This is a genomic window from Candidatus Woesebacteria bacterium (assembly GCA_016700095.1).
Classification (GTDB): Bacteria; Patescibacteriota; Microgenomatia; order UBA8517; family UBA8517.
The window spans coordinates 856129-868554 of record CP065002.1 but is presented as its reverse complement, the minus strand read 5'-3'; the positions used below and the strand labels follow the sequence as shown (position 1 = coordinate 868554).

General features: G+C 36.1%; 11 protein-coding genes. All 11 read left to right on the top strand.

The window, feature by feature from the left end; translation table 11 throughout:
- Positions 1-22: 22 nt before the first annotated feature.
- The 11 genes from IPM62_04400 to IPM62_04350 all read left to right on the top strand — a co-directional run bounded on the left by IPM62_04400 (position 23) and on the right by IPM62_04350 (position 12418).
- The gene (locus IPM62_04400; GenBank protein ID QQS38594.1) at positions 23-1462 is read left to right on the top strand and encodes a glycosyltransferase family 39 protein; all 1440 of its coding nucleotides are present in this window, start codon (positions 23-25) and stop codon (positions 1460-1462) included.
- Complete coding sequence (locus IPM62_04395; GenBank protein QQS38593.1) at positions 1446-2516, top strand: glycosyltransferase family 4 protein; 1071 nt, start codon at positions 1446-1448, stop codon at positions 2514-2516. Before IPM62_04400 ends, IPM62_04395 begins: the two co-directional genes overlap by 17 nt.
- A 500-nt stretch (positions 2517-3016) precedes the next feature.
- Positions 3017-4153 carry a glycosyltransferase family 4 protein gene (locus IPM62_04390; protein QQS38592.1) on the top strand — a complete coding sequence of 379 codons (1137 nt, stop codon included), beginning with the start codon at positions 3017-3019 and terminating at the stop codon, positions 4151-4153.
- A gap of 195 nt (positions 4154-4348) precedes the next feature.
- Entirely contained in the window at positions 4349-4945 is a 597-nt protein-coding gene (locus IPM62_04385; GenBank protein ID QQS38591.1) for an acyltransferase, read from the top strand.
- Positions 4946-4982: 37 nt separating this feature from the next.
- Positions 4983-5549 carry a hypothetical protein gene (locus IPM62_04380; GenBank protein QQS38590.1) on the top strand — a complete coding sequence of 189 codons (567 nt, stop codon included), beginning with the start codon at positions 4983-4985 and terminating at the stop codon, positions 5547-5549.
- On the top strand, positions 5546-6460 hold the full coding sequence (locus IPM62_04375; protein QQS38589.1) for a glycosyltransferase family 2 protein: 915 nt from the start codon (positions 5546-5548) through the stop codon (positions 6458-6460). The genes IPM62_04380 and IPM62_04375 overlap by 4 nt, the downstream gene beginning before the upstream one ends.
- Complete coding sequence (locus IPM62_04370) at positions 6435-7799, top strand: O-antigen ligase family protein (protein ID QQS38588.1); 1365 nt, start codon at positions 6435-6437, stop codon at positions 7797-7799. Before IPM62_04375 ends, IPM62_04370 begins: the two co-directional genes overlap by 26 nt.
- Entirely contained in the window at positions 7780-9222 is a 1443-nt protein-coding gene (locus IPM62_04365; protein ID QQS38587.1) for a glycosyltransferase family 39 protein, read from the top strand. The genes IPM62_04370 and IPM62_04365 overlap by 20 nt, the downstream gene beginning before the upstream one ends.
- A 4-nt stretch (positions 9223-9226) precedes the next feature.
- Positions 9227-10432: a glycosyltransferase gene (locus IPM62_04360; protein ID QQS38586.1), complete on the top strand. Its 1206-nt coding sequence runs from the start codon at positions 9227-9229 to the stop codon at positions 10430-10432.
- The gene (locus IPM62_04355) at positions 10413-11306 is read left to right on the top strand and encodes a glycosyltransferase family 2 protein (protein ID QQS38585.1); all 894 of its coding nucleotides are present in this window, start codon (positions 10413-10415) and stop codon (positions 11304-11306) included. The genes IPM62_04360 and IPM62_04355 overlap by 20 nt, the downstream gene beginning before the upstream one ends.
- Positions 11303-12418: a glycosyltransferase family 4 protein gene (locus IPM62_04350; GenBank protein ID QQS38584.1), complete on the top strand. Its 1116-nt coding sequence runs from the start codon at positions 11303-11305 to the stop codon at positions 12416-12418. The genes IPM62_04355 and IPM62_04350 overlap by 4 nt, the downstream gene beginning before the upstream one ends.
- Positions 12419-12426: the final 8 nt, after the last annotated feature.

Here is a 12426-nt window from a genome sequence, read left to right as displayed (position 1 = left end):
TCACAACACGTTCATGAAGTAAATGCTTAAAAATAGAATAGGATTAATTTTCATACTCGTTTTGTCTTTATTATTAAGGCTAATTTCTATAAACCAATCTCTTTGGCTTGATGAGGCAACTAGTGTGCTTACGACATTTTATACTTTGCCGGACTTGTTCACCAAATTCTTACCTTCCGATTTTCACCCCCCATTTTATTATTTAGTTTTGCATTTTTGGGTAGGGGTGTTTGGAGTTAGTGAGTTGTCACTGCGTATGATTTCTTTAATATCATCACTGGGAATAGTTTTTGTAACATACTTAATTGGTGAAAAAGTAGCCAATAAAAAAGTCGGTATCATTGCAAGTAGTTTTAGTGCGACGTCGGGATTACTTATCTACTACTCACAGGAAGCGAGAATGTATTCTCTGGCAACATTTTTAATATCAATTTCAGTGTATTTTCTTATTACAAAAAATTGGCGCGGTTTTGGTATAGCATATTTTTTCGCATTATTTACCCATTACTTAAGTTTTCTTATGTTGCCGGTTTTTGTAATTTATGTATTTATCAAACGGGACAGAAAGGATATTAAACGATTTGCGGTAACTTTAATTTTAATTGGATTGGCAAGCACGGTATTTGCTCCATTATTTATTAAGCAATTACTATCGGGATTAAGTGTACGAGAAAACGCGCCAGGTTGGTGGAATATATTGGGTAAAACAAGTTTTCATGAAGTTGCGATATTCCCTGCTAAATTTATTTTTGGAAGAATAAGTTTTGAGAACAAATACTTGTATGCCACGCTTACTGCTTTTTGCGGGATTGTTTATTCATCTCTTGTAATTTATGCATTACCTAAGATACGGAAAATTGATTTAATGAGCAAAACGTTACTGTTCTGGCTACTTATACCTATTTTGACTGCTTCAATTATTGGTCTGGTGATCCCGGTATTTTCGTACTTCAGGCTTCTTTTTGTGCTACCCGCTTTGTATTTACTTATTAGCCTGGGTGTTAGTAAACTAGAAGCCAAGCTCGGATATGCCGCTATTTGTTTAGTATTATTTATTAATATCTCATCAAGTCTTATCTACCTAACCAATACTCGTTTTCAAAGAGAGAACTGGCGAGGTGCGGTTGATTACATATCACTTAACTCTTCGGGGAAAGTAGCTACTGTATTTGTGAAAGACTCGCAGAAAGAAGCTTATAACTTTTATTTAAGTAAAAAAACTGATATCAATAAACAGTGTAACGAGGGATTTTTTAGTCTCTGTAATTACAAAATAGTGCAGACGGTTAATCTCGAAAATCTAGATGCTTCCTATAATACAGTGTGGTTGATGCGTTACGTTCAGGATATATTTGATCCCGGTGATACCGCGAGAATCAAAGTGGAAGAATTGGGTTATGAAAAGAAATCCGAACATGATTTCAACGGTGTTATAATTTGGAAATATGAGAATAGCAATTGATATATCGCAGATCGTATATGCAACAGGTGTGTCAACTTACACGAAAGAACTTGTTGGTAATCTAATTAAAATTGACAAGGAAAATGAATATGTGTTATTTGGTGGTTCGCTAAGAAGGAAAAAGGAGCTTCGTGAGTTTATTGGTAGTGTGTCGTGCGAGCACGTGAGCGGACTAGTATTACCTTTGGCGCCGACACTAGCTGATATTTTGTGGAATAAAATGCATGTATACCCGTTAGAAAAAATATTGGGTAAAGTAGATGTTTTTCATTCTTCAGACTGGACTCAACCAATGTCAAATGCATATAAAGTTACCACCGTTCATGATTTGGCTTATATTAAATTTCCCGAACTAACACCTGGAAAGATTAGCGCTACACATAAAAGGCGACTTAAGCTGGTGAAAAACGAGGTAGATACCATAATAGTTCCCTCAAAACAGATTGAAAGCGAACTAATGGAAAATGGATTTGATCATAAAGACATTGTTGTGATAAATGAGGCTGCAAGTTCGCAGTTTAATAGGGTGTCGCAAGATGAGGCAAAAAAGATCAAAAAAAAGTACGGTAAATTTATTTTGTGCGTCGGAGTAAATCCCCGGAAAAATACTCAAAGATCACTTGCCGCATTCAACAAACTTAAGTTGGGTGGATATAAGTTATTACTGGTTGGGCAACCACATGGATTAGAGGTAAAAGAAACCCCTAAGATACGGATTCTTGGCCATGTTTCAGATGACGAGCTCTCTGGTTTGTATACTTGCGCTGACGTTTTTTTATATCCATCACTGTATGAAGGTTTTGGGATTCCAATACTGGATGCTTTCAAAATTGGTGTACCGGTTGTAACTTCAAATGTTGGGTGTATGCGAGAAATTGCAGCGGGCGCTTCGGTTTTAGTTGACCCTCGAAATGTCGACAGTATTGCTTGTGGTATTACCAAGGCTCTGAAAGAAAAAAAGGATTTGATTGTGAAAGGTTTTGCCAGACAAAAAGACTATTCTTGGGAAAAAATGGCCAAAGAAACACTCAAAGTATATACACGGAGCGTGTAGTTATCGTATAAATTATTTACGAAAATCCACTCTTAGTTTGGTGAATTGGCTTATTTACTCTGCAATAACCATAGTTATACATACTTCAACCACGCAAGCGTTATTTTGTGACAAATGTGTAGCATTAATTCGTGAAATAGTACGTGTGAAAATATTTCTATCCCGAAGGCGATATTGGTACTTTTATTCGGTGAATACAGCTTACGATGTAAGTAAAACGCATAGCTGGAGACCCTTGTCGTACATAGACACATGTAGAATATGCAACGAGAATCTGAACGGTAAATGACAACTATACCCAAGTTTTGGCGATTCAATAACTTACATGCTGTAAATACCGATATTGATATGCAAATACTACAGGATATAATATATATACACCTACTCTGCCAGTAGTGTTCTTAGCTTTGATTACCATATTACTTATAAGGACGGGTAACGGATAAGGTAAATAAACATTGGTGTATTTTAAGATATAATCTATTAAAGGAATATTAAATATGAGAATTGGTATTGACGGCAATGAAGCAAACTCCATCAACAAAGTCGGTGTTCATCAATATGCGTTTGAGATTCTACGGGCGATATATAACGAAAACAATAACGCAAAAAGCAAGAATAATTACACAATATACTTAAAAAGAAAGGCAAGTAGTGATTTACCGAAAGAAAATAAATATTGGCGTTACAAAATATTAGGCGGAGGCAGGGTGTGGTTGATAACTAAGTTAATGCCGTATCTAATTTTCCATCGAGATTGCGATGTGTTGTTTTCGCCAAGTCACTATTTACCTCCATTGACGAGGACATATAAAGTGTGTACAATTCATGACCTAGGTTATCTCGATAGTTCGGGACAATTTAAAAAATATGACTTTTGGCAGTTGAAGTATTGGACTGCTATTTCCCTTTTTGTGTCTTCTAAGCTGATAGCCGTATCGCAATCTACTAAGAATGATATTGTACGACATTATCCTTCAGCTACAAATAAAGTGACGGTTGTGCATCACGGGTACGACAAAAGACGATTTAATGCGAACATCTCAGACTATAATGTACGACGTATAAAAAGGAAATATCGAATCGACTCGGAATACATACTTTTTCTCTCAATGATAAAGCCGTCAAAGAACATCGATGGCTTAATTAAAGCCTTTGAAGAACTAATAAGGGACAGATCATGTAATCTAAAGTTGGTTATTGCTGGTAAAAGGGGATGGCATTATAACAAGGTGTTAAATCTTGCGAATGAATTGGGTATAGGTGACAAAGTAGTGTTTACCGGATTTGTTCCCGAAGATGATAAAGCAATATTATACTATGGGGCGAAATTATTCGCTCTACCTGCGCACTGGGAGGGATTTGGGATGACGGCACTTGAGGCGATGGCGTGTGGTACACCTGTGTTGGTAAGCAAAGTGGGTGGACTACCTGAAGTGGTTGGAAAAGCGGGGACATACGTAGACAACAAAGACGTTAGTGATATCTGTCGCGGTATTAAAAAAATTCTCGACTTAAGTGAAAATAAATACAAATTGCTTGTGAAAGAAGGTTTTGTGCAAGCCTCGATTTTTAGTTGGGAGAAAGCAGCGAAAGAAACAATCAAAGTGTTCGAATCCGTCCGTGAAACAACGTGAAAGTAAATAAATTATTTAGTTTGTTTAATTAAGGCTGTCGATTCAGCGTTTGAAATATAAGTGTTGGGAATAAGTACCAAGATTGTTAACTTAACAAGAAAGGGTGAGAAGAGTGTGATGGATAAATGCAGCCAGTTAGTATCGTGTTTGTCTGTAGCACTGGAAAAGAATGAAAAAGAGTTTAATAATATACATATGATAAAAGACAAAGACGGTAATACCCTAAATCCAAACCAGGTGTACTCGAAGGTCGTAAACCGTTTTGTGAATTATTTTCTCGATTTTACACTCCTTGTTTTAAAAATAGTTGGAATAATTCCTTCGCATAATATCCGTAAATATTGCTACAGACTTTCTGGTATAAGAATGGGTAAAGGGAGCGTAATCCATATGGGAGCAAACTTTTTTAATCCATCAAATATTTCAATAGGTGAAGATACGATAATTGGAGACCATGTATTTTTAGACGGCCGTGCTAAGTTGACAATAGGCAATCACGTCGATATAGCAAGCTACGTGATGATTTATAATTCTGAACATGATTTAGAGAGTGAGGCTTTTAAAGCCAGGGAAGAAGAGGTGGTAATTAACGATTATGTGTTTATTGGGCCGAGGGTGATTATTTTACCGGGAGTCAAAATTGGCCATGGGGCAGCGGTGGCAGCGGGTGCGGTTGTTACCAAAGATGTAGATGATTTTGCTATCGTTGGAGGAGTGCCTGCCAAGATAATAGGTCAAAGAAGAAACAGGAAGCTCTCGTATCGTTTAGGTAGAGCCAGACTTTTTCAGTAAACGCCTAATTTGCATTCCTTTTTGATACAATTATGGAATGAGGAAACTTAGTAATATTCTTTTTGTTTTCTTTTCGGTGTTTTTTGTTGTCTATCTTCTTTTGCCGTCGCCCGAATTTCCGACGCCGCTTGGCGATGCAGCTCAGTCGGTGGAACCCGCGGATTCGGAAACTTCCGACCGACGAGCGTACTTCACCAATACTTCACGAGAGGCAGCACTTGATCACTATCAGAATAAGTTTAAACTGAGCGTATTCGGGTTAAATATCCCATCATATAAGTTGAATTATCCCCCCGAAGAGGCATATACAATCATTCGTGATCAGACGAGAAGCACTCATTTGAAAGAAATAGTATATCCTTTTCGTGAATCACTTTTTGTAAATGAATTTGTGGCAAAACAAGCCAAGGATGATATTTGGTACAAGGGTATTCACTATCAATCCAAAATCACTGTTCATGTAAAAAGGAGTAATGTATATGTCCGCCTCGTTGTTGGTTTAGTCACTCTTAGTTTGACTTATCTTATTGTCGGGGAAGCCTACGCTGCTGTCGGGAGATTCGTTAAAGTATTACCAAAAATAAAATATATTTTTATCAAATGAAAGATTTAAGCATTATTATTGTTAGTTACAACACATGTGATCTGACGCTAGAGTGTATACAGTCAGTAATTAAATTTACGAAGTCGATACGCTACGAAATTATTGTCGTTGACAACAACTCAAAGGATTCCAGTGTAAAGATGCTTTCTAAACTTCACGAAAGCGGAAAAATTACTCTTATTGGCAATAAAAGTAATTTAGGGTTTGCAGCAGCTAACAATATCGGTATAAGTAAAACTAGCGGAAGATTTGTCTTATTTCTGAATTCGGATACGGTTCTAGACGACAACGTCTTGGGAGAAATGGTTGCTTGGATGGATAAGCATCCCAAAATAGGCATAGCCAGTTGTGCACTGAAAAATATTGATGGATCAATGCAGGGAACCGGTGGATATTTTCCCACTCTTTCACGAGTTATGTCTTGGATGACGATTCAAGACATACCTGGCGTTGATAAGTTTATAAAACCGTTTCATCCCATGAAAGAGAAATCATTTACTCCAAGCCTTGATTTCTACAATCATCCGAAAGAGTTGGATTGGATTACCGGCGCATTTATGTTAGTAAGGAGGCAAGTGGTTGACGATGTTGGTTTATTTGATGAAAAATATTTTATGTATACAGAAGAAACAGATTATTGTTATCGTGCGCAAAAAAGGGGATGGCAAATTTATTACAATCCTAAATGGAGCATAGTTCACATTGGTGGGGCAAGCGGAACAAAAGAAAGTAGTATCAACAAAGAATTCAATGGAGTGAAGCGATTTTATCTTAAATACTATCCCAAATGGAATTATCCTGTTTTGATCTTATTATTAAAAATAGGAACATTTGGTAGATGTGTATTGTTTACTCTAATGAATCGAAAGGAGGAAGCGAAAATATATGCACAAGCTTTCAGAACGGTTTAATACACCTTTGAAATACTTAGTAGCTGCAGCAATACTTGCAGTACCGTTATACCCGAAATTTCCCTTTATCAAAGTACCGGGGACCTTTGTTTCAATTCGTCTTGAAGATTTTGTAATTGCAATTCTAGCGTGTATATGGTTTGTGGCGGTCCTACCAACGGTAAAAAACATCCTCAAAGATCCCGTAACAAAAGCTATACTTTTGTATATAGCTATTGGTTTTGTGTCTTTAATGTCAGCTGTTTATGTAACAAATACCGTTTCCCTGTCGATTGGTTTTTTGCACTGGCTAAGAAGAATTGAATATCTTATTCCCTTCTTTGTGGGTAGTTATGTAATTTCGGTAAATAGAAGTAACCTCTATTTTTATTTCAAGCTACTTCTGGTTGTTATTACAGGCGCTTTCATCTATGGCTATGGGCAGATACATTTTTTGTGGCCAATTATTATTACCCAAAACCAAGAATACGCCAAAGGTGTTGCTTTGCGCTGGATTCCGGGAAGTCACGTTAATTCGACGTTTGCAGGGCATTATGATTTAGCGACATTTCTTGTTCTTGTAATGTCTTTAATTGTGCCAGCAATATTTTTATTGAAAGGAAAAATAAATAAAGCAGTACTAACTACCGTATTTTTCTTCGCACTGTGGTTATTGGCAAATGCTGCTTCACGAGTTTCCTTAGTAAGTTACTTGATTTCTATCGTAATCTCATGTGTGTTTGTAAAAAGGTACAAACCTATTCTTTTAGTTGTTCTAATTAGCGTTATCTATTTTGCCTCTTCGTCGGTAATCATCACTCGATATGAAAGGATATATGAAGTTATACAATCGAAGTTATTAACAGCCAATATTGTTGAAATTGCGAGACCAACATATGCATCAGAGGTAGTTCAATTAAATGAATCTAAAATAGAAAATCAACAGGCGTCACCTCAACCGGAAGATAGGTCGTCATCAATAAGAATTAACGTAGAATGGCCGAGAGCACTGCGTGCTTTCACAAAAAATCCGCTTGTGGGTACGGGTTATTCGTCCATTACATTGGCAACCGATAATGACTATCTTAGAGCACTTGGGGAAACGGGCTTACTTGGACTGTTGTCCTTTGCGTTAATATTTATCAATATGCTTACAGCATATATTCGTCGCCTTCCTTTTCCAAGACACTACAGCAATCTCGAATTAGTTTTTGTAGCAGGTTTTTTGGCAGCCTTACCAGGTTTATTTTTGAATGCAGTGTTTATTGATATATTTGAAGCATCAAAATTCGCTATTTCTTTTTGGTTTATAGCTGGTTTTAGTTATTCATTAATAAAAAATGACCACCTCAACAAATAAAAGTATCTTTCCATACATACTATTGTCGGTAATTGTATTTCTAGCATTAATAGTCCGCTTATATAAAATCGACACTCCTCTTGCGGATTGGCATTCATGGCGCCAAACAGACACGGCTTCAGTGTCACGACTGTTTGATCAACAGGGTATAAATTTATTTGTTCCGAAATATCAGGATATATCCAATATCCAAACGGGTTTTGATAATCCCAATGGTTACCGTTTCGTTGAATTTCCGCTATTCAATGTCATACACGCATTGGTGTATAGATATACCGATTTAGATTTTGTGGTAGCCGGAAGATTGGTATCAATAGTTGCATCATTAATTTCGACAATATTTATTTACTTGATTGGAAAAAGATGTATCTCGATAACCGGTGGAATACTGTCTGCAATATTTTTTGCCTTCATCCCCTTTAATATATTTTATTCACGAGTAATTTTACCTGAACCTTTAGCGATTATGTTTGGTTTAGGTGCACTTTATTGTTTTTATAGATTTACAGACAGTAATTCGATTATGTGGATTATTTATTCTGGTTTATTGTTGGCTTTATCAATTTTAGTAAAACCCTTTACTTCGTTTTATACGGTTCCGATGCTTTATCTACTTTTTAAAGATAAGAATATTAAAAAAACATTCACTAAATTATTAGCTGATAGAAGGATGTGGATGTTTGTATTGCTAACATTCACACCATTTGTTTTGTGGAGAATTTGGATTAGTGAATATCCCGAGGGGATTCCGCATATGAAGTGGGCGTTTAACAGCGACGGTATTCGTTTTAAACCGTCCTTTTTCCGTTGGATTTTCAAAGAAAGAATTGGAACGTTGATTCTCGGTGTTTGGGGTGTTGTGCCTTTTGTTTTTGGAATTATTAACTACGAAAAAGATAACAGAGTTATCAATTGGTTTTTGTTGGGTGTAATCACGTTTACTACAATTTTTGCAACAGCAAGCGTTAGACATGACTACTATCAGATTATTTTGTTACCCGCGATATCGCTTAGTCTTTCCGTGGGTTGTATTAGTCTTTGGAATTACTTGGCGGGTATTAGAAAAATTGTTGCCAGATGTGTAGTTATGTTTTGTATAATAATGCTTTTTGTTATGGGATGGTTTGAGGTAAGAGGTTTTTACCAAATAAATAATTTTAGTATTGTCAAAGCGGGTATTGCAGTTGATAAACTCACACCTCCGGATTCACTTGTGGTTGCACCGTATAATAAAGATAGCGCATTTTTATATCAAACCAATCGTTCAGGGTGGCCGTATCTGACTCACGACATTGATTTACTTATCGAAAAAGGAGCGGATTATTATGTGTCTGTTAACTTTGATCAGACAACGCTTGATGTGATGGAAAAATTTGACGTGATTGAAAAAACAAACGAATATGTGATTGTTAAATTACACTAAACATATGAAAATACTCATGCTTGTACCTTTTCTTCCCAATATTCAGACGTCTGGTGGTCAAACTCGCTGGTATAACATCATTAAATACTTATCGCAAATTCATGATATTACTCTCTTTTCGCTAATTAAAGACGAGAAGGAAAAGGAATTTATTCCCGAATTAGAGAAATATTGCAAAAAGGTGCGGGTGTTTAGGCGTCCCAAATCACCCTGGACTTTCAGAAATATGTTACTTACTGCATTTACTTGGTATCCGCTTTTGGTTATAAGAAATTATTCTCAAGCTGAAAAGAAAGCAATTGAGGAGGAATTGAAAAGCGGAGATTATGATTTAATTCATGCAGAAACGTTCTATGTTATGCCGCATGTACCAACAACAAATGTTCCCTCGATACTCGTTGAACAAACAATTGAATATCAGGTATATATGCACTATGTCATTAATGATGCACCTTTATACATACGTCCTTTGATGATGCTTGATGTATTGAAACTAAAATATTGGGAAAAACATTTTTGGAAGAAAGCCGATCAACTTGTTGCCGTGTCATCTGAAGATAAGAAAGTTATGCAACGACTAATTCCGGGGGTGGAGGTTGATATTATCCCCAATGGCGTAGATGCCAAACATTATGCTAAAAGAAAAATTAGACGTAAAGTCCCACCGAGACTTTTTTACGGTGTAACAAACTTTGAGTGGCTGCAGAATGTTGAAGCAGTTGAGATTCTTCTTGATAAAGTTTTACCTGAGGTGAGAAAAGAAATTCCAAACGCACATCTTTGGGTAGCTGGAAGAAAAATTCCCGATTCATTGATTAAAAGAGCAAACGTTGATAAATATTTTGAGACAACAGAAAGTATTCCGGATGCAAGAGACGCATATTCGCAAGCCGCTGTAATGGTAACGCCCATAAAGGGATCCGGTGGAACGAGACTAAAAATACTGGAAGCTATGGCGGCAGGACTTCCCGTGGTTTCTACTTCTGTTGGAGTAGCCGGTCTGAACTTAGTCGATGGTATTCATGCTGTTGTCCGAGATGATATTAGTGATCTGGCGCATGCATCGGTTGAATTGTTGAAAGATCCCGTTTTATCCAAAAAGATAGGCGAACAAGGTAGAAAATTTGTGAAAAATTATTATGATTGGGAGGCGATTGTTAAATTACATGAAAAGATTTATAAAAAAGCATATGGTAAAAAAAACCTCTAGAAAAAAACTGTCAATTGTGATTGTTAGTTATAATACCAAAGATATATTGAGAGATTGTCTACTGTCTCTTGAAGAAGTTAAGAATGAGGTTAACTTTGAGGTATTTGTTTCAGATAACGGTTCAATCGATAAAAGCGTTGAGATGGTAAAAAAACAATTTGATTGGGTCAATGTCATAGAGAATAATAAGAATCTTGGATTTGCACGGGGAAATAATGCTGTCCGCGATTTGGTAAAAGGCGAGTATGTTTTGTTTCTTAACTCAGATACTTTGGTGCACAAAAATACTCTTTTATCTACGATTAACTTTATGGATCAGAATAAAGATGTAGGGTCAGTTTCATGTCGTGTCGTTTTGCCAAATGGGGATTTTGACAAAGATACCAGACGGTCGTTTCCTACTCCATGGGTAGCGTTGACGCATATAGCAATACCGATTGATAAGTTATTTCCAAAATCAAAACTCTTTGCAAAATACTGGTATGGATTTATACCCGATAATCAACCTCATGAAGTAGATGTCATACAGGGTGCTTTTCACTTGACCAGAAAAAGTATTTTTGACAAAATCGGATGGTTTGATGAGGACTATTTTTTAGACGGTGAGGATATCGATATTTGCTGGAGAATAAAAGCACAAGGGTGGAAAATTATGTATTATCCCAAGGTTTCCATCACACATGTAAAGAAAGCATCAAAGAAAAAACCCAACGCCGAAAATAAAAAAATATTTACAACTGCCGGAGTTAACGCGATGGAAATATTTTACAGAAAGCATCTATGGGAAAAATATCCGGTACAGCTAAATTACCTGGTAATACTTGGGATAAGGTTGGTAAAAATACTCCGACTTATTAAACTAAAACTTAAATGAAAATATTAATTGACGGAAGAATGTATGGATTAGAGAATACCGGTATTGGGAGGTATGTAATTAATTTGGTTAATAATATTAAAACACTAGATAATAAAAATACTTATTACATACTACTCAAAACTAGATACTTCAATGAACTAAATTTACCCAACAATTGGAAAAAGATAGAAACGAATATAAACCACTATTCACTAAAGGAGCAAGTGATGCTTCCAAAAATAATTAAACAGATTAAACCGACTTTGGTGCATTTCCCGCATATCAATGTTCCGGTGTTGTACAAAGGGAAATATGTTGTAACCGTTCACGATATGACACAACTAAGCTTTGACAATAAAGCAACGACTCTTCCCATGCCGCTTTATATAATAAAACATCTAGCGTTAAAAATCGTATTTTCCAAAGTTAAACGAGCTGATGCACTAATAACTCCGAGCAATTTCGTTAAAGATGCGTTGATATTAAAAAATATTTCTCCAAATAAAATATATACCACCTACGAAGGAGTGGATAGAAACTTCTATGCAGATACAAATATCACCAGTTTATTGCACAAAAACAATATACTTTCGAAATATTTTGTATATGCCGGTAATGCCTACCCACACAAAAATATCGAAAGCGCAATTAATGCACTTCGAGTGATAAATACCAAGCGAAAAGAAAAAATAAAATTGGTCATCATATCTCCCAAAGGAAAGTTCTCACAGAAATTAAAACAATACGTTATAAATAATCACATTGATAATGAAGTGGTAATTCTAGGTTTTGTGTCAGATGGTGAGTATGCGGCAATTTTGCATCACGCGATAGCATTTGTGTTTCCCTCGTTATCTGAAGGATTTGGTTTGCCCGGTTTAGAAGCGATGTCGCTTGGTACTCCTTTGCTTTGTTCAAATATTCCTGTTTTCAAAGAAATATATGGTGAAAATGCTATTTACTTTCGACCCAAAGATTTGGCGTCTTTGTCTGATGCAATGAATTACATAATTAAATTAGATAAAGAAAAAAGACAGCTTTTGACAAGGAATGCAAAAAGACATGCGCAAAACTACAGCTGGAAAAATATGGCAAGTGAAACATTGGAAATTTATCACAATATAAACTAATCTCCAGT

What these genes read in the sequence shown, in the direction of transcription:
- IPM62_04400 (QQS38594.1), top strand. Translation starts at nt 23, where the DNA reads ATGCTTAAAAATAGAATAGGATTAATTTTCATACTCGTTTTGTCTTTA.
- IPM62_04395 (QQS38593.1), top strand. Translation starts at nt 1,446, where the DNA reads ATGAGAATAGCAATTGATATATCGCAGATCGTATATGCAACAGGTGTG.
- IPM62_04390 (QQS38592.1), top strand. Translation starts at nt 3,017, where the DNA reads ATGAGAATTGGTATTGACGGCAATGAAGCAAACTCCATCAACAAAGTC.
- IPM62_04385 (QQS38591.1), top strand. Translation starts at nt 4,349, where the DNA reads ATGATAAAAGACAAAGACGGTAATACCCTAAATCCAAACCAGGTGTAC.
- IPM62_04380 (QQS38590.1), top strand. Translation starts at nt 4,983, where the DNA reads ATGAGGAAACTTAGTAATATTCTTTTTGTTTTCTTTTCGGTGTTTTTT.
- IPM62_04375 (QQS38589.1), top strand. Translation starts at nt 5,546, where the DNA reads ATGAAAGATTTAAGCATTATTATTGTTAGTTACAACACATGTGATCTG.
- IPM62_04370 (QQS38588.1), top strand. Translation starts at nt 6,435, where the DNA reads ATGCACAAGCTTTCAGAACGGTTTAATACACCTTTGAAATACTTAGTA.
- IPM62_04365 (QQS38587.1), top strand. Translation starts at nt 7,780, where the DNA reads ATGACCACCTCAACAAATAAAAGTATCTTTCCATACATACTATTGTCG.
- IPM62_04360 (QQS38586.1), top strand. Translation starts at nt 9,227, where the DNA reads ATGAAAATACTCATGCTTGTACCTTTTCTTCCCAATATTCAGACGTCT.
- IPM62_04355 (QQS38585.1), top strand. Translation starts at nt 10,413, where the DNA reads ATGGTAAAAAAAACCTCTAGAAAAAAACTGTCAATTGTGATTGTTAGT.
- IPM62_04350 (QQS38584.1), top strand. Translation starts at nt 11,303, where the DNA reads ATGAAAATATTAATTGACGGAAGAATGTATGGATTAGAGAATACCGGT.